The organism is Dokdonia sp. (genome assembly GCF_039945015.1).
In the GTDB taxonomy this organism is placed as follows: domain Bacteria; phylum Bacteroidota; class Bacteroidia; order Flavobacteriales; family Flavobacteriaceae; genus Dokdonia.
Genome location: NZ_JBDUXP010000004.1, coordinates 178,396 through 197,001, shown reverse-complemented (window position 1 = coordinate 197,001; position 18,606 = coordinate 178,396). Strand labels below are relative to the sequence as shown.

Here is an 18,606-nt window from a genome sequence, read left to right as displayed (position 1 = left end):
TCATTTAGACTCCTACATATAAACGCAAAAAAAAGCCCTATTCATATAGAATAGGGCTTTAAAGACTCTTTATTTAGAGTTTATGCAATCTTATTACGCTTACGGTCTACTTCTTTTAAGAATACTTTACGTAATCTTAAAAAGTTAGGTGTTACCTCAACGTATTCATCTTTCTGAATATATTCTAATGCTTCTTCTAATGAGAATTTGATAGCAGGAACAATCTTTGCTTTATCATCTGCACCAGATGAACGTACATTACTTTGCTTTTTTGCTTTTGTAATGTTGATATTCATATCATCCTGACGACTGTTTTCTCCAATCACTTGACCTTCATAAATATCTTCTCCTGGAGCTACAAAGAACTTACCACGATCTTGTAACTTATCGATAGAATAAGGAATCGCACTTCCATTTTCCATAGATACTAAAGAACCACTGATACGTCCAGGAATATCTCCTTTAAACGGTTGATATTCTTTAAAACGGTGTGCCATAATTGCTTCTCCAGCGGTAGCTGTAAGCAATTGGTTACGTAATCCTATAATACCACGTGATGGGATCATAAATTCAATAATCATACGCTCTCCTTTTGCTTCCATAGAAAGCATCTCTCCTTTACGCATAGTTACAAACTCTACTGCTTTACCAGAAACATGCTCTGGAAGGTCAATTGTAAGCTCTTCTATAGGCTCACATTTTACACCGTCTATTTCTTTTATAATTACTTGCGGTTGCCCGATTTGTAATTCATATCCTTCACGACGCATTGTTTCTATCAATACAGATAAGTGCATTACGCCACGTCCATATACTAAGAATTTATCTGCACTATCGGTTTCATTTACACGAAGTGCTAAGTTTTTCTCTAACTCCTTCATCAAACGATCTTTGATATGACGAGAGGTTACAAACTTTCCATCTTTCCCGAAGAAAGGCGAATCATTAATTGAGAATAACATACTCATTGTAGGCTCATCTATTGCAATCGTTGCAAGTCCTTCTGGGTTTTCAAGATCGGCTACAGTGTCTCCAATTTCAAATCCTTCTAGTCCTACAATCGCACAGATATCACCTGCTTGTACACTTTGTACTTTCTTACGACCTAAACCGTCAAACGTATGTAATTCTTTAATACGTGTTTTCTTAATAGTTCCATCACGCTTTACAAGAGATACTTGCATTCCTTCTTTAAGTTCGCCACGATTTAAACGCCCTATCGCAATACGACCCGTAAATGAAGAGAAATCTAAAGATGTAATTAACATCTGTGTATTTCCTTCTTTCGTTTCTGGAGCTGGAATATTAGCCATCACCATTTCTAGTAACGGTTCGATAGAATCTGTTTGATTCTGCCAGTCATCACTCATCCAGTTATGCTTCGCACTACCGTAAACGGTCGGAAAGTCTAACTGCCACTCTTCTGCACCAAGTTCAAACATAAGGTCAAATACCTTCTCATGAACCTCTTCTGGCGTACAATTTTCTTTATCTACTTTGTTTATTACTACACAAGGCTTCAATCCTAAATCTAATGCTTTCTGTAATACAAAACGTGTTTGAGGCATAGGACCTTCAAACGCATCTACAAGAAGACACACACCATCTGCCATATTCAATACACGCTCTACCTCTCCACCAAAATCGGCGTGACCAGGAGTATCGATGATATTAATTTTGGTATCCTTATACATCACAGATACATTCTTAGATGTAATAGTGATCCCACGTTCACGTTCAAGATCATTATTATCAAGGATTAATTCACCCTTAGATTCGTTTTCACGAAAAAGTTCACAGTGATACATAATCTTGTCTACCAAGGTTGTTTTACCGTGGTCAACGTGTGCAATGATTGCGATGTTTCTAATATCCATAACAAATGCCCGAACAAACGGGTATCTTTTAAAATTAATTGCCTTATTAATCAAAACTGACTATCTACAAATAATAGCTCGTTTTTGGCGGTGCAAAAGTACTCTTTTTTAATGTATAAATACGGTATTGTAATGGAATATCCTTTTGATAACGATTTCGTAGGATTGCTAGTTCCCTTAATATATATGTTAACTAGTAGTATTTGCTCGTTTTAGAGCCTTTGGAAGTCATATATTACAGATGGTATTTTTTTACTGAAAGTATTGATAATTACGCTTTCGCGAAAGCGTACTCAACACCGAAACTTATACTAGATGCCATACTCAACATGCCTAAGTACTCAGCCGAAGCATGAAAATTTTGATAAGATATATCTGTATAGATGACACCTATAAAAGATTCTTATAACCTTCTACTATTGTCTTTTAGCATTTAAAAATGATTATATTGCTTATATACAATAGTTGATAACAATTCGGGAGCATCAGAAACATATGAAAATTAAAGAACGAATCTTTCATTCTTGGTTAATAAAAACACAACCTCAAATTGGTAATCCTGGAAAATATTCCAAAACAATAACTACGCTTTCAAATCATCTAAAAAAACAAAATATAAGTAGTACTGATTTGTTCTCTATTGACAGTTATAGCGAAACAGAAAATTTAAAAGAATTATACTTTGCGAATAATGAATTGTATGAAAAAAATGTTCGTGGAAATAGAATGTATAGTCGTGCATTTGATCTTTATCTAGAATTTCTCAAAGACAATTACGAATCAGAAAGTATTTCTGATGATATAATTAATACAACTAATCGAAAAGGAATTACAGAAACGGAAAGAAAAAATTATGTTCTAAGTCGAATTGGTCAAGGTTTTTACCGAAAGCAATTAATTGATTATTGGAAATCTTGTTCCGTAACTGCAATTAAAGAAGTTCCTCTTCTAATTGCATCGCATATAAAACCTTGGAAAAAATCTAATGACTTTGAGAAACTTGATGTTTATAATGGACTTCTACTTACACCTAATTTGGACAAAGTTTTTGACTTAGGGTTAATTTCTTTCGATAACGAAGGAAAAATAATAATATCTGAATTCTTAGATGATTACGTTTCTTTTGGAATTAAGAAAAATATGATTGTTAAAATTGCACTAGAACATAAACCATATTTAGAATATCATAGAAAAAATATTTTAAAAACTAAATAAAAACTACTGCCAACAAAGTTTATAATTAATTGCTGGTTCTAGCCTACTTACAAAAATCCTTGTGACTTCCCTATTCGTTTTTTATTTGATAACTTAGTTGCTTAACCACGCAACTAGCCATATACAACACCATTATAGAAACAATTAAAACTCTGTAGCTATGAGACTATTATCAATAATCATCTTAAGCTTTTTCTTTATACAAGAACCCATTGACACCAAATTGGAATTAGAGAATTTTGTCTTCTCTAAAGAAGAACTTCCTGATGGATGTAAGCTAAAATTAGTAGCAAATAACAGCCGCTTGCCTTGCAAAGCAACAGCAAATCCTTTTATTTCTTCAGATCGTGGTTTTCTGGATTGCTTTACGAAACGACTCATTCAAGACTCAACATTAGTGCAGCAGGTAAAAAGAGGATTGTTTTCTGTATATGAGGGTCAATCAGAAATTGGAATTTTTGGACTGGAAACCGATTCAAAAAAAACAACTACATTAATTTTAGATAACATCATGGCAAACTCTCCTAATGATGGAAGTATGGAATTCATTCAGTCTGGTAAGATTCTTATTTGGTTATGGCGAGATAGAGAAGAAACCAATTCCTTCCATGAATTAAAGAAATTAATAAACGCTCGGATTAAATAAAAACTGTTAACATACACATTGAATAATCACATAATTAATCTAAAAAATAATGAAAGAAAAACTTAAAGTTATCAAGATCATTCATCTAGCATTGTGTTCAGGAGTCATCCTTGCATACATATTCTTAGGCAATGTAAGTGATATAACTAATTTTGATATTACAAACATCGACTCATCTGATATTGTGTATCTATTAATCCCATTCTTGGCTTATTTTCTTAGTAATTTCCTATTCAAATCTCAATTAAAAAACATCGACACTACATTAGACATTGAGGAAAACTTTCAGTTTTATCAAACAGCATCTTTGACTAGATGGGCTATACTTGAAGGTGCCGCTTTTGCAATACTATTTATGAAACGAGACTTTATGATTCTTGGAGTATTGATCATTCTATATCTAATCTTTCTAAGACCAACTCTAGATAGAATAAAAACAGATTTGGCTAAAAAGAGACTTAATTAAAAATACTCAAAAGCATATAAATTTGACAGAAAGAGAAAAGAGATTATTTAATCTTGGAATAATTACTGGTGAATTAGGAGCTATTGCTCAATTCAATACCAAAACGGATCATGGGTATGAATTTGAAATAGAAAAATGTCCGAAAAACGAAAACATTAAAGATTCTATTGCAAAAAGAACACAGCACATAAGTGATTCTTATGAACTAAAAAGAATAGAAACGAAAAATGCTTTCAATATTTTTTTCAAGTTATTCCATGATAAATGGTTTTATGCGTATCAAAATAAAGATGAATATCATTTATCTGATGTTGGTGATCATTTTTCTTTATATGTAAATCCTTGGAAAAAAGAATGGATTGAAGAATTTGTAGATTTCTTATTACAGACATTAAATCCAATGAATATATATGAAATTGAATATGACTATCTTAAAACATATTATGCTTCAGATTATGATGAATTCTTATTTGAATGCGAAGATGGAATCTATCATTTAAGATTAAGTGTTTCAGATTAAAGCATAAACAAAACTGCAACTTTTCATATACAAACTCCGTAGTCTTCATTTACAAAAACCAAAAAAATGAATTTAAAGATTGTAATTCTATTCTATTTAATCTTAAACATTGTTGGGTGTAAGCAGCATTCTGATAAAAATGGAACCGTAACTAACTCTGAGATGGAAATAATCCAGTCTCAAAAGACATCCAGTTATATTACGGATTGGGTCAATGCGATTAATGATAACAGCATTCCGAATATTGAAAAGATGTATGCATCCAATGCCATTAAAGTTATTCCTAGTGATAGCATACTCAATAGTTCAAAAAGCATAGCTGCATATTACGGAATTCAAAAAACAAAAATCATTTCAGTTGAATCATTATTTAATGTCGAAGCAAACAAAAACAGACGCATTACGTATGAATTAATCAGATATAAAACTGAAGACCTGAAAGAATATATGCAACTTCTTATTTGGAGATTTGAAGATCAAAAAGTTATTCGAGAATTTGAATTTACGGAGGAGATTAGTTCTGAATCAAAAAAAGTAGGCACTAGCGATATAACAAAAAGAAGAAAATTATGGATGGAACTTTGTAATGAGAATAACGCTGAAAAACTAGTCCAAGAACTCTATAGCTCCAATACGATTTACTTTAATCACAAACCAATAATAAAAGGAGTAGAAAATGTGATTAAAGAATACGCTTACATGAATAATGCCAATTACAGTCTAAACCTTCAACCCTTAACATTGGAAGTTGTAAACGCAAACTTAGTATATGAAATTGGACAATGTAGCGGAAGCTATAATGGAAAATATATTCTTGTTTGGAAAAAGGAATCTAATGGAATTTGGAATATATACATTGATTCTAATATTTGAAATTATAAACGAAAACTAACAACGTTATTGGCTATTAAAGAAACTACTATGCATCAAATAAAATGATTTGAACGAAAATTTGATTTCTCCTTTGAGGAAAATATTTCCCCGCTAGCGCTCGTCTGTGACGAGTGTCGTACTGAGTAAAGCTTTATACCTAAACTCCCGCCAGTTTGAAACTGGTAATATTATAAGCGATTAAAACTATCTATTTCCTAATATAATCACTTGTACATACCTTTTCGTACTTCGACTAGGCACTTCAACAAGCTCAGTGTGACACTCAGTATAAACTTCTGCGTCACTACGTTCCTTGAAATCTAACTTGTGAGATTCACGACCACGGGGAGAGCGAAGCGTTAAATCATATAAACCACAATCACCAATAAAATTTACCAGAAAAAGACCCTTTTATTTTTCCAATTCCATTAATAACTCTTCCAACTCATCTTTAAAAATTCTAAATATTTACTATTTTAGTTAATTTAGGTTACTATTTAAACCATCGAATAGCTACACACTATGGAAAACATACCAAAGAAAGGGATTAAGGGATTAATTGAAAATTGGCAAAGTGATTTAATCGCAGCCGTAAGTGTCGCACTTATTGCATTACCCCTTTCACTAGGTATTGCTTTAGCAGCAGGAGCTCCTGCCATGTCTGGTATCTTTTCAGCGATTATTGGTGGTGTGGTTACCACTCTTTATCGAGGTGGTCATATATCAGTCAATGGACCTGCCAAAGGAGTCATTGGAGTCATACTTTTGGGTATTACATTAATGGATGATGGCTCAGGTCAAGCCTTTAATTATGTATTGGCAGCCGTAGTGGTTTCTGGTGCCCTACAAATGTTATTGGGGATATTGAAATTAGGGCGACTGGCAGATATCTTCCATTCTTCTGTGATTCATGGTATTTTAGCTGCCATCGGAATTATCATATTTGCAAAACAAATCCATGTGGCTATGGGCACACATTCTGATAGCCCTAACATTATACAAAACCTTATCGATGCTGTTGTATACTTACCTCAAGCCAATCCTTTTGTAGTGATTATTGCCTTGTCAGGATTACTCTTATTACTGTTTTATTCTAAAATTAGTAACCGGTTTTTCCATTTGTTGCCTGCTCCTATGTGGGTCATAGCACTTTCTATTCCATTTGTATATCTTTTCAATTTCTTTGATGAACATACACTTTCATTCTTTGGAAAAGCATATGAAGTAGGACCTCAACTATTGCTGGACATTCCCGATACGATTACGGATTCTATTATGCATCCTAACTTTAGTAAAATAAACACCATTGAATTCTGGACCACCGTATTTTCTATTTTGATTATCACAAGTATTGAATCCCTAGCCATTGCAAAAGCCGTTGACAAAATTGATCCTTATAAACGAAAGACAAATTTGAATAAGGATTTAACTGGTATTGGATTGAGTACAATGGCAGCTGGTTTCATTGGAGGTTTGCCAATCATTGCTGTGATTATTAGAAGTACGGTAAATATTCATAATGGCGCCAAAACAAAATGGTCCAATATGTATCAAGGGCTTTTATTACTCCTTTTTATTGTGGTATTGAGCCCCATCATGAGACAAGTACCACTATGCGCTTTTGCTATTTTACTCGTTTATACTGGGTTTAAATTGGCCTCACCATCGGTATTCAAACAAGCATATAATCAAGGAACCGAGCAACTCATATTCTTTATTGCAACAATGGTTTTAACCCTCTATACTAATTTATTAATTGGTTTATTGGGTGGATTATTACTGGCACTGGTGATGCATATGTTATTGGCGAAGCTATCCATCCCTCAATTTTTTAAAATGGTGTATAAGTCCCGTACAAAGTTGATGAAGCGACCAGATGGCTCTTTCGATGTAAAGATTAGAGGGATTGCAAATTTTCTAGGGATTATAAAAGTTGACAAATTAGTAGCTCAAATTCCTTCTGGAGCAGATGTCAATATTGATTTATCAGAAACAAGATTAGTAGGTATGACCTATATGGATTATCTGGTGGAATACTTAAAGACACAAAGAGCTACAGGTGGTAAGGTCTTTATAACAGGATTGGATTCACATGTGTCATCATCTACATATAATAGAGCTTTAAAAATTAGTTTGACTGGTCCTACCAAAAAATTATCGCAACGACAAAAACGATTACGAAATTTAGCTACTGAGAAAGATTATCAATACACAAGTCAAGTGGATTGGAATACGATTTATCTAAAGAAGTTCCACTTTTTTGAAATTAGACCTATTGAACGCAAATACAATTGTCTCAAAGGAACATATGAAGGCTTGGATGCGTCTTGGGAAATTGCGGATGTAACATTTAATGAAGGCCAAGCTTTTACAGCTGAGACATTTAATACAACACTAATGGTTCTAAAATTAAATAAAAGAATACCTGTTTTTACGATGGAAAAAGAAGGTGTAATAGATAAAATATTTGACCGAGTGATAGCATTTACTGGCTATAAAGACATTGATTTTGATATGTATCCAGGTTTTTCTAAAAAGTTCCTGCTTATGGGTAATAATGAAGCTGAGATTCGATCATTTTTTACAGGTGAGATCATTCGCTTTTTCGAAAATCATCAGATTTATCATTTAGAAAGTAATGGCGAATCACTCATCGTTTTTAATAAAATTAAATTGGCTCGAACAGATGAAACTATTGCATTTATAGATTATGGCAAAAAATTGGCTACACTTTTAGATGCAAAAACAACATCATAATAGAGATTAAGAGAAGCTAATATAAAACCTTCTTAAGAAAAATGTACGGAAATGGAAACAATGACAGTATAAATAAGAAGAATTGATTACGCCTTCTATCCCTCACTAATGCTAGTTTGAAACTGATGCCTTATCAACAAAAAACTTCTGTTTTTTTTACTACAATTACTGTTTGATACGCTTTCGCGAAAAGCCTGCCTGCCGTAGGTATGGCGTATACAACAACATTACATTCTTTCAGGGACATCTATTCCCAAGAGTCCAAAGGCGCTTTTAATCACTTGAGCTACTTTACCACTCAATGCCACACGGAATGATTTTTCTTCTTTATTATCAGTTCCTAAAATAGTAACATTTTGGAAGAACGAATTAAACCCTTTAGCAAGATCATAAGTATAATTAGCAATCAATGCTGGGCTATGATTTTGAGCTGCAAGTTGTATGGTTCCAGGATATTCTTGAAGCAATTTTAAAAGTTCCTTCTCTTTAGGGTGCAATTCTGACATAGAAACAGTAGTTGTATCTACTTCTAGTCCTTTTGCTTTACGCAATATAGATTGAATACGAGCATACGTATATTGGATAAAAGGTCCTGTATTTCCTTGGAATTCTACAGATTCTTCTGGGTTAAAAAGAATACGTTTCTGAGGATCTACTTTTAGGATATAATACTTAAGCGCTCCTAATCCTATAACCTTATAGAGTTTTTGTTTTTCTTCTTCAGAATACCCTTCTAATTTTCCTAGTTCTTTAGAAAGAGTTTCGGCTGTTGTTGCCATTTCCGAAATAAGATCATCGGCATCTACAACGGTTCCTTCACGAGATTTCATTTTTCCAGAAGGAAGATCTACCATTCCATAACTTAAATGGAATAGGTTTTCTGCCCAGTCATATCCTAATTTCTTAAGGATTAAAAACAATACCTTAAAATGATAATCTTGCTCATTTCCTACAGTATAAATCATCCCTCCTACATCTGGGTTGTCTTTTATACGCTGGATGGCAGTCCCTATATCTTGCGTCATATACACTGCTGTCCCATCAGAACGAAGTATAATTTTCTCATCAAGCCCATCTTCTGTAAGGTCACACCAAACAGATCCATCTTCTTTTTTATAAAAAACTCCTTTTTCTAATCCTTCTACGATGTTATCTTTCCCTAATAAATAGGTATTACTTTCATAGTATAAGCTATCAAAATTTACTCCTAAGTTTTTATAGGTAACATCAAACCCTTCATATACCCAGCCATTCATTTTCTTCCAAAGAGAAACTACTTCCTCATCTCCTGCTTCCCACTTAAGAAGCATATTCTGAGCTTCTATTAATATAGGTGCTTCTTTCTTTGCTTCTTCCTCCGTTTTACCAGTAGCTACAAGGTTTTTTATTTCTGTCTTATATTCTTGATCAAATCTTACATAGTAATTTCCAACAAGTTTATCTCCTTTAAGTCCTGTACTTTCGGGAGTTTCTTCATTTCCATAACGTTGCCAAGCAAGCATAGACTTACAAATATGAATTCCACGATCATTAATGATCTGTGTTTTGTATACATTTTTTCCAGAAGCTTGGATAATTTTCGCGACAGCGTACCCTAATAAATTATTACGGATATGTCCAAGATGTAACGGTTTATTGGTATTAGGTGAAGAATATTCTAACATCACAGCTTTTCCTTCTGGTGCTTTAAAACCAAAAGTTTCATCTCCTAAAATCTCTTTAAAAAAATCTAGGTAATGTACATCAGCAATGACAAGGTTTAAAAACCCTTTAACCACATTAAATGCGCTCACTTCAGAAACATGAGCCACTAGATATTCTCCTATTTGAGTACCTATCTGTACTGGATTACCTTTTACAACGCGCAACATAGGAAAAACCACTACTGTAATATCACCTTCAAATTCTTTGCGGGTTGCTTGGAACTCTACTACAGACAAGTCTGCTTGATATAATTTTTGAATAGCTTCTTTTACGTGTGTTGTAATGGTATTCTGTAAGGACATAGTGTCTTCTATTTTAATATATGTAAGATGCCCGTTTACACGGGCATTATGAATCTGCAAAGATAGCGCAAAAATGAAATTACACTAAGAAACTTCATCTTGAAAACTGTAACTACACATAAATAATAAAATATCATTTAGTAATTCCATTTTTTTACGACTAACGTCTAGCTCTTTTACACTTAAAAAGAATTCTAAATATGAGATTAGATTATATAGGTACAAAAGATGAAAGCGTTTTTATCTTTGCAGATTTTAAATGTTATCCTTCTCAAGAAATCTTAAAACAACCTAATCTTTACAAGATTATATGGTGTCAATCAGATGCTGTACAGATTACCATAGATGGATATGATATTGTATTACAAAAAAATCAAGTTATCTTTTGTACTCCTTTAAACATTCTTGAAATACCTGCTGGTATTGAAGGTTTGGTTTCTATCGTTTTCAATAGAGAATTCTACTGTATAAATGACCATGATCATGAAGTTTCTTGTAACGGATTCTTATTTTATGGTTCTTCCCACCCTCCTATCATTACACTAGCTCAAAAAGAAAAACAAAGTTTTGATATGCTATTTTTCTTCTTTAAGGAAGAGTTTGAGACAAGAGATCATATACAAGGAGAGATGCTACGCTCATTGCTTAAGCGATTGCTTATCAAATCCAGTCGGATGATCAAGAGAGAACTTCCACAACCTACCATTCCTACATCACAACTTGATGAAATTAGGAAGTATAATATTCTTGTGGAAAAACATTTTCGTGAAAAGCATAAAGTAGCCGAGTATGCAGGTTTACTATTTAAATCTCCAAAAACAGTTGCAAATCTTTTTCATAAATACAGTCATAAAACGCCATTAATGGTTATAAATGAACGCATTCTTCTTGAAGCAAAACGCCTCCTACGATACTCTCATAAAACTTCTGAAGAGATCGCTATCGAACTAGGGTATAAAGAAGCAGGGCATTTTTCTAAATTTTTTAAAAAACATACAGGAAGTAGTCCTTCAAATTTTAAAAAAGAGCATGTTTCATAAAGAATGTCTTTTTTAAAATAGTGACATCAAAGTAAAGGAATAATATATCATTTATAAGGAACAACTTATATGTAATGGCTTTAGTAAATATATCATATTTACACTCCCCTTTACAAAACAACTATACTAATACATATAATGATTTTTTCAAATAATTTTGGTTTTATGACTAGATACTATGTAGTATAGAAAAGGAGGGTTTTCTATATAGTCATAAATAATAAAGAGCTTAAAATCATATGGTTTTAGGCTCTTTTGTTTTAGTGATATACAAATCAATTCTAATTAATTGATACCCCGTAATTATACCTGTTTCTAAAAACAATGCTTTTTACCTGTAGTTACTGAGTTGGATTCTTTGAAATTTATAACGTTTTTAAAACCAAATCTTTAACCACTTATATAACCATGAGCAAAAAATCCTCCACAAAACAAAACATAGATAAACCAACAGCAAATGACATAAAATGTTGGGATAGTAACGGATCTACAAAAGTTGTAACACAACGTCTTAAAGAGATGTTTGTAGAAATGGGACAAAAAACAAGAATTGAAAACGGTCAAAAACCTGCAGAAAGAGCTGTTTTTAGAAAACAACACGGAATTGCATATGGTAATTTTGTTATTAAAAAAGACATTCCTAAAGAATTCAAGGTAGGTATATTTGCAGGTGATTCTTATGAATGTGCCATGCGTTTCTCAAGTGATACGTCTCCAACTTCACCAGACTTACATTCCACTATAGGTGTTGGCTTAAAACTCTTTGGGGTAAAAGGAAGAAATTTATTTGGTCAAGGTGACACGGCTGATTTCATTTTTCAGAGCATAGATCGCTTTTTTGCAAAGGATGCTCAACAAATGTGTGCCTTTACAACAGCGGGTGCTATAGATCAAGACTACGATTCTTATATAGATAAGCATCCAGAATTAGGAAGAATTCTAAAAGCAATGGCAAAAGAAGAAGCCAGTTGCTTAAGTGCTGGTTATTGGGCAATCTTACCATTTAAATTAGGTAAATCAAATATTGTTAAATATCGCTTAGTTCCAGACGAAACCTATAGAGGAGCTCCATTTGATGATGCCAATTACCTAAAATTAGATCTAGAAAAACGTCTTCGTAATGGGGATGCAAAATTTAGATTTGAAATTCAGTTAAGAACCGATGACAAAACAATGCCTCTGGATGATGCACAAGTAGTATGGAGTACTAAAAAGAGTCCATATATATGCATTGCCGAATTATATATCCCACAACAAGATATCACAGCTATCGGTCAAGCAGAATTTGGTTCTAATTTATCTTTTAATATTTGGAGAACGCTAGCAGCTCATGAGCCATTAGGTTCTATAGCAGAAGTTAGAAAAACTGTATATGCCGCTAGTGCAGAAGCACGTCATCAAGCAAATGGACAGCAACAACAAGAACCAAAAGAAATGTGTCCCTTCTTTAAAGGAAATACAGACGAAGACAGTGATTGTATTGTAAGAGCTGGTATTTATCCTCCTATAGGAGTTATGCGTGTAGGAAATAGTGAAGATGAATACTTTCCAGGACCATTAGTTGATGAACCAGAAGTCCAGTCTGATCAATATGCATATCGTGATAAAACAGGAGCATTAAAGCGTCAAGCTGCTCAATTTAGAATCTATGGCTTTAATGCTGCAGGAAAAGCAATCAAAGAGTTAACTAGTGAAAACTCAAAAATTACCTGGCATGCTAGTTTGGCCAATCAAAAAGCATCTTGGTATCAATTCCAAATTGCATTAGATATTCCTGATGCTAGTGATCCAAACATACCACCATCGCTTTTACGTAATATTGATGTAAAAGATAGAAGCACCTTATTAATTGATGGAGGTTCGCAAAGTATTTCAAAACCAAATGTCACAAAAGGGCACACTTTTGAAGGAAAATTTCAATCAAAGAAAGTATACCTTGGAGAAATGCATACAGATGAAAAAGGGCGTCTCATTATGTTAGGCGGACATGGAAAGTCAGAAAATGTTCTCGGGGATATTGCTGTTACTTTTGCAAACAATGAAGGATGGTATGATGACACTTCTGACGGGCCAATAACAGCCGACGTAGAGTATGAAGGAGTTGCATTAAATGTAGATCCAGCCTGGGTTGTATGTGCACCGCCAGATTATGCTCCTATGCAAAAATCGGTACGTACTATGTGGGATTTAATGCGAGATGTCGCAGTACAATCGGGTATGCTAGAACGCCCAGCAAGACCTTCGTTTAAAAAAGACATCTTACCTATTTTTGAACGTATGACCAACTTACAGTGGGTAAATGCAGGGTTTGCAGCTGCCTTTGGTTGGGGTGGTCAGTTTGATTATACAAGTGCTCAATGGGTAAAGAAACTTGGAGATCCATCTTCTGCCAATTATGAAATGCGTCGTACGATTTCTAATAATTTCCGTCGCTATGATATTTCTGGTGCAGAAGCGCCTCAATTATGGCCTTGGATGTATGGGGATGCTGTTGCAATTCCTACAAATGGTTCTGTACGCCAACACTCCACCCTATCTGATTTACAATTGAGTTTTTTAGATCAATGGGTAGAAGGTGATTTTGATGCCGATTTTGTTGACATGACAGGATGTCCATATGCTTCAAAATCTGTCTCTATTGATGAATTACCTATTCACGAACAACCAGATATGCTTACAAAAGCGGCTATGGATTTCTGTTTAGCAGATGCATTCCACCCTGGGTGTGAGATGACTTGGCCTATGCGTACTTCTGGAATGTACTCAGCTCCATTTAGATTAAAACATGCACCAAAAACACCAAAAACAGATATGAACTATTATGGATCGACCATGAATAGTGATGTTATTACAATGCCAGCAGGTCCTTTATTAGGTGGACAAGTTCCTGGAGGGATTACACGTTGGATGGCAATTCCTTGGCAAACAGATACAGCAAGCTGTAGAGATGGATATACAACATCATATGATCCATATCTACCAACATTCTGGCCAGCTAGAGTTCCTAATAACATTTTAAGTGAAGAGCGTTATAAAGAAACTATTGACCCAAAATTACCAGATGAGACACGAAGAGAAGCTTTTGCCTATCGTTACTTCTGGTTAGATGATTTACCTATGGATGGAGAAGCTCCTACTCAGACAAATCAGATTAATAAGATGGTCAAGTATTTTGATAAATTAGCTATTGTTCAAGCAAAACCTGGCGTAATTAATGATCCAAATTTCCCGCCAGAAATGCAAGTAGCTGTCGTCCCTGATGAAAAACAACAAGCTGCATTATTGTCTGAAACGATGAAAGACATAAAACGAGTTTTAAGCAGCAAAAAAAGTATAGGACGTAGAGAAAAAGACTTATTAGATACTACTGTAAAACATCTATCTCATAAGAAATTACTAAATGAGCAATTCTTGATGGAAGGGGCAAAAGGTCAATTACTCTCTTTGATTTCTCATGAATTGACAGATGATTATAAAATCACAGCTAGTGTTCAGAAGCTATTAAATTTACTCGCTTCTATGACTCATGAATCCACAAAAACGACATTAACACAACATCAAAAAACATCAACAAAGTCAGTTGGGGTCCCAGAGAAAATGGTTCGTTTCCAGAGATATATACCAAAATAGAAATTAATACGTATACGCTTTCGCGAAAGCGTATATAATAGAAATAGTATAAATACATATTGACAACACATAAAGAAACAGATATACTTATCATAGGTGGCGGTATTGCGGGTTGCATTGCCGCCATCTCATTGGTAAATCATTATAATGTCATCTTAATTGACAAATTAAGTGAGCCTAAAGAACGTATCGGAGAATCCTTAGCACCAGCTGCACAACGAATTTTAAAACAACTAGATCTATTAGAAGGAATGCAGCTCTTTGAGAAAGAAGAACTCTATGTACAAAACCTAGGGATGCAATCATATTGGGGAAGTGAACAGGTACATATCGTAGATCATTTACGCAATCCAGATGGGCTAAGTAAGAGTTTAAATCGAAAAGCGTTTGAAACTTATCTTAGAGCTTCTGCTATTAAAAGAGGGGTGCAATGTATTTGGCCTGCAAAGTTGTATAGAAGTGCTTTTGAAGCTAATAAATGGAATGTAATTACTACATCTGATGATCACAAAGAACAGTGTATAAAGGCTAGTTTTGTAATTGATGCTACAGGCAGGCAATCACATTTTGCAAAAAGCCTTGGCATTAAACGTTTACATATTGACAAACTCATAGCTTGTTGGGCAACACTTCCCAATAAAGAGGAAAATAAAATGAGTACCATTTCTGCGACAGAGAATGGTTGGTGGTATAGTGCTGTTGTTCCTAATAATAAACGAATCCTCGCTTTTCAAACAGATTCAGATTTGATTGATAGAAGTGCTATTAAAGATCTTCATGCATTTATTCAACTCTCAAAAAAGAATAAACAAATCAATCAAATTTTAGAAAAAAATATAGATGAAATTACCTTTCAAGGTACTGTAGCTGCAAATTCGACACGGTTAGAGCAAGTCATTGGACAACAATGGGTAGCACTAGGAGATGCTGCAATTAGTTTTGATCCGCTTTCATCACAAGGAATGTTTAATGCTATGGCAAGTGCTCAACAATTAAAAAAACTACTCACAACATCAGACATCATTTATAATCATACACCTGTAAAAGAAGCCCAATTTCAAGAAACCTATACACAACAAATCAACAGTATATGGGATCAATACTTATATCATAAAAATCTATTTTACAAAGCAGAAATGCGATGGATAGAACATCCATTTTGGAAAAGAAGACAGGTAAGAAAATCATAAAAGGAACATCCATTTAGGAAACGTCATTCTTGGTTAGAACAAAAGACAACACCAACCTCTATCAAAATTTCATCAGAATGATTTAAGGTTTATCCTTCAAGAAAGGAATATTCTCTTCATTTTTTTGTATCTTATAATACAAAATATTATTGATTTAATATCAATCTCACACTCACACTAAAATTCCAAAAATGATGAAAACTTTATTAATTTTTAGTTGTTATTTGATGGTTGCTACACTCGTATCGGGTGATGGAAGAATTACAGTAGATGAAAAAATATCCTTAGAAGGGGTTTGGGAACTCCAAAATCAACAGATGTATGAAGATGGTGTTGTATCTGAAACCATGGAAAATGAAAACGGGTATAGGCAAGTAAAGATCTATAGTAAAGGAAAGGTTATGTGGACACGTAATGATCCTTCAGATTCAAATGAATGGTTTGGATACGGAACCTATAGTATAAAAAATGGGATGTTAGAAGAGCGTTTAGAATATGCTTCTGGTCCTATGATGAAAATTGTAGATACTACTCAGGTTTTTCTTTTTGAACTTCATATCGAAAAGAAAGAATACCAACAAATTCAGTTAGACGATGAAGGAAATCGTTTTCATGGAGAAAGTTACACGCGGGTAGAATAAAAACAAAACCACATTCCCTTAAATTCACTTAGTAACGTATTTGATATATTTTTTATGTTCTTAATTTAAATCGTATTCGTTTTCATGTACGTATCACATGAAAACGAATACAATTATATCAATCATTAGTATAGACAGAATTAGCACTAACCATCATCATTTGAGCTTTATATTTTTCACCCTTAAGTTCAATGACTGTCTAGGCAACAAGATATACATACCAAATCCATTTATTTATTGATATATATCAAGTTCTTTTAATATTATATATAATACCTTGACTCCACAAATATTTTATAGAACACGTTGATTATATCGACAAAACATCTTGCTAGTCTTTAAGGTTTGCATATCTAGTATGAAAGGTTTTTTAGAAAAACCGACTTAGGAAGGTAAGTTTGCTCAAAACGTTGAGTAGAAGAATAAAGACTTTACTACACCATTAAAGAACTAATACATTAGATTGGATTATGAAAAAACTGTACACATTATTAACCGTGTTCCTCTTCACAAGTATGATTCAATCTGTGCATGCGCAAACTGCAAAAATAGAATATATAGCACACGCTACTTTTGTTGTAGAATCATCTAGCGGAACTCGCGTTTTAATAGATCCATATCATAGTTATGGTCAGTTGGGATATACATTCCCTACAGATATTAATACTGATTTCATTTTAATAACACATCCACATTTTGACCATGATGGAAGCAAATCTTTTAGTGACAATACACCCGTTTATAGAACTGCTGGAACGTATACTTATAATGACATAAAGTTTTATGGTATTGCAAGTAAACATGCAGGATGGGAAGGTATGGAAAAGAGAGGACGACTGTCTTATAATATCATTTGGGTTGTCGAAGTAGATGCTATAAAAATTGCACATTTGGGAGACAATCAAATCCTCTCTGCTGAGGAAGTAAAACAACTTAGTGATATAGATTATGTAATAGGACACCCTCAAGACGAATCTTTAGCAAAATTCTCATCAGACATTGTGTACATTCCAAATCATTATTTGTTGCCAGAGATATCAAAACATACAAACTGGATGACCTCTATTGATGGTTGGCTTGAAGATAAAAAAGAAGTCACAAGATTAGACGGAAATACATTTGAATTTAAATCAGATAGAAAGACATCAAGAATATTGGTCTTTAAACCATCAACTAAAGTAAAAGAATGGCCAAAAAGTTATTATGACGCCTTAGCAGTAATTAAAGACGCCTCAAAAGAGTTTTCTACATCAAAGGATTCTGATGCCTTTCTAGTTGCACTAGACGAGGTTATCCATCTATCTCCAAACACTATAGAAGGATACTCATACAAAGCGTTTCTTTTATCAAATCTAGAAAAGCACAGTGATGTCATTAACGTTATAGAAAAAGCATTTGTTAAAGTTCCAGAAATAGACTGGAGTACAGAAATAAGACTTCGCAAAATGCTTGCACAGGCGTATGAAAAATTGGATCAAAAAAAACAGGCGTATGATCAGTATCTATGGCTATACAAACAGAGCGATATTACGGATCCTGCAACAATAAATACTGCCAAAGAATTTATATCACAATTTGAGAATCATTAAAATAAGAAATACATTTAAAAGTGTAGAAATAAAAAAAGCTGAACGATATGTTCAGCTTTTTTTGTCGGGGTGGCAGGATTCGAACCTGCGACCTCCGCGTCCCAAACGCGGCGCGATAACCGGGCTACGCTACACCCCGAATCGGTGTTTGCGGGT

The 18,606-nt window shown here is 33.8% G+C and carries 13 protein-coding genes and 1 tRNA gene; 11 read left to right on the top strand and 3 right to left on the bottom strand.

All coding sequences use genetic code 11. The features are described from left to right. Window positions 1-80: 80 nt before the first annotated feature. A complete protein-coding gene (gene typA / locus ABJD27_RS03070) occupies window positions 81-1,877 on the bottom strand; it encodes a translational GTPase TypA (RefSeq protein WP_348171245.1) in 1,797 nt (598 codons plus the stop codon). A 495-nt stretch (window positions 1,878-2,372) separates the two neighbouring features. Here typA and ABJD27_RS03065 point away from each other — a divergent pair, with 495 nt between their 5' ends. The 6 genes from ABJD27_RS03065 (at window position 2,373) to ABJD27_RS03040 (ending at window position 8,354) form a co-directional block, all read left to right on the top strand. Next, entirely contained in the window at window positions 2,373-3,092 is a 720-nt protein-coding gene (locus ABJD27_RS03065; protein WP_348171248.1) for an HNH endonuclease signature motif containing protein, read from the top strand. Between the two features lie 160 nt (window positions 3,093-3,252). Next, window positions 3,253-3,738 carry a hypothetical protein gene (locus ABJD27_RS03060; protein ID WP_348171251.1) on the top strand — a complete coding sequence of 162 codons (486 nt, stop codon included), beginning with the start codon at window positions 3,253-3,255 and terminating at the stop codon, window positions 3,736-3,738. A gap of 49 nt (window positions 3,739-3,787) precedes the next feature. Beyond that, window positions 3,788-4,204 (top strand): MFS transporter, encoded by a 417-nt coding sequence (locus tag ABJD27_RS03055; RefSeq protein ID WP_348171254.1) that lies wholly within the window; start codon window positions 3,788-3,790, stop codon window positions 4,202-4,204. Between the two features lie 22 nt (window positions 4,205-4,226). Then, window positions 4,227-4,724 carry a hypothetical protein gene (locus tag ABJD27_RS03050; protein ID WP_348171257.1) on the top strand — a complete coding sequence of 166 codons (498 nt, stop codon included), beginning with the start codon at window positions 4,227-4,229 and terminating at the stop codon, window positions 4,722-4,724. A 66-nt stretch (window positions 4,725-4,790) separates the two neighbouring features. Further along, complete coding sequence (locus ABJD27_RS03045; RefSeq protein WP_348171259.1) at window positions 4,791-5,597, top strand: hypothetical protein; 807 nt, start codon at window positions 4,791-4,793, stop codon at window positions 5,595-5,597. Window positions 5,598-6,119: 522 nt separating this feature from the next. Then, on the top strand, window positions 6,120-8,354 hold the full coding sequence (locus ABJD27_RS03040) for a SulP family inorganic anion transporter (protein ID WP_348171262.1): 2,235 nt from the start codon (window positions 6,120-6,122) through the stop codon (window positions 8,352-8,354). A 227-nt stretch (window positions 8,355-8,581) separates the two neighbouring features. On the opposite strand, the gene argS is transcribed toward ABJD27_RS03040, so the two are convergent. Then, complete coding sequence (gene argS, locus ABJD27_RS03035; protein ID WP_348171265.1) at window positions 8,582-10,360, bottom strand: arginine--tRNA ligase; 1,779 nt, start codon at window positions 10,358-10,360, stop codon at window positions 8,582-8,584. A gap of 200 nt (window positions 10,361-10,560) precedes the next feature. On the opposite strand from argS, the gene ABJD27_RS03030 reads away from it, so the two are divergent. From ABJD27_RS03030 to ABJD27_RS03010, 5 genes are all read left to right on the top strand, one after another. Then, complete coding sequence (locus tag ABJD27_RS03030; protein WP_348171268.1) at window positions 10,561-11,400, top strand: helix-turn-helix domain-containing protein; 840 nt, start codon at window positions 10,561-10,563, stop codon at window positions 11,398-11,400. Window positions 11,401-11,808: 408 nt separating this feature from the next. Continuing rightward, window positions 11,809-15,030 carry a LodA/GoxA family CTQ-dependent oxidase gene (locus ABJD27_RS03025; protein WP_348171271.1) on the top strand — a complete coding sequence of 1,074 codons (3,222 nt, stop codon included), beginning with the start codon at window positions 11,809-11,811 and terminating at the stop codon, window positions 15,028-15,030. Window positions 15,031-15,089: 59 nt separating this feature from the next. Then, a complete protein-coding gene (locus ABJD27_RS03020) occupies window positions 15,090-16,220 on the top strand; it encodes a tryptophan 7-halogenase (protein WP_348171273.1) in 1,131 nt (376 codons plus the stop codon). 191 nt (window positions 16,221-16,411) lie between these two features. Further along, complete coding sequence (locus ABJD27_RS03015) at window positions 16,412-16,861, top strand: hypothetical protein (protein ID WP_348171276.1); 450 nt, start codon at window positions 16,412-16,414, stop codon at window positions 16,859-16,861. 470 nt (window positions 16,862-17,331) lie between these two features. Continuing rightward, complete coding sequence (locus tag ABJD27_RS03010) at window positions 17,332-18,450, top strand: MBL fold metallo-hydrolase (RefSeq protein WP_348171279.1); 1,119 nt, start codon at window positions 17,332-17,334, stop codon at window positions 18,448-18,450. A 64-nt stretch (window positions 18,451-18,514) separates the two neighbouring features. On the opposite strand, the gene ABJD27_RS03005 is transcribed toward ABJD27_RS03010, so the two are convergent. Beyond that, window positions 18,515-18,589 (bottom strand) — tRNA-Pro (locus ABJD27_RS03005). Window positions 18,590-18,606: the final 17 nt, after the last annotated feature.

Excerpts from the sequence above, each read along its gene's own strand:
- typA (WP_348171245.1), bottom strand. The coding sequence starts at position 1,877 with ATGGATATTAGAAACATCGCAATCATTGCACACGTTGACCACGGTAAA.
- ABJD27_RS03065 (WP_348171248.1), top strand. The coding sequence starts at position 2,373 with ATGAAAATTAAAGAACGAATCTTTCATTCTTGGTTAATAAAAACACAA.
- ABJD27_RS03060 (WP_348171251.1), top strand. The coding sequence starts at position 3,253 with ATGAGACTATTATCAATAATCATCTTAAGCTTTTTCTTTATACAAGAA.
- ABJD27_RS03055 (WP_348171254.1), top strand. The coding sequence starts at position 3,788 with ATGAAAGAAAAACTTAAAGTTATCAAGATCATTCATCTAGCATTGTGT.
- ABJD27_RS03045 (WP_348171259.1), top strand. The coding sequence starts at position 4,791 with ATGAATTTAAAGATTGTAATTCTATTCTATTTAATCTTAAACATTGTT.
- ABJD27_RS03040 (WP_348171262.1), top strand. The coding sequence starts at position 6,120 with ATGGAAAACATACCAAAGAAAGGGATTAAGGGATTAATTGAAAATTGG.
- argS (WP_348171265.1), bottom strand. The coding sequence starts at position 10,360 with ATGTCCTTACAGAATACCATTACAACACACGTAAAAGAAGCTATTCAA.
- ABJD27_RS03030 (WP_348171268.1), top strand. The coding sequence starts at position 10,561 with ATGAGATTAGATTATATAGGTACAAAAGATGAAAGCGTTTTTATCTTT.
- ABJD27_RS03025 (WP_348171271.1), top strand. The coding sequence starts at position 11,809 with ATGAGCAAAAAATCCTCCACAAAACAAAACATAGATAAACCAACAGCA.
- ABJD27_RS03015 (WP_348171276.1), top strand. The coding sequence starts at position 16,412 with ATGATGAAAACTTTATTAATTTTTAGTTGTTATTTGATGGTTGCTACA.
- ABJD27_RS03010 (WP_348171279.1), top strand. The coding sequence starts at position 17,332 with ATGAAAAAACTGTACACATTATTAACCGTGTTCCTCTTCACAAGTATG.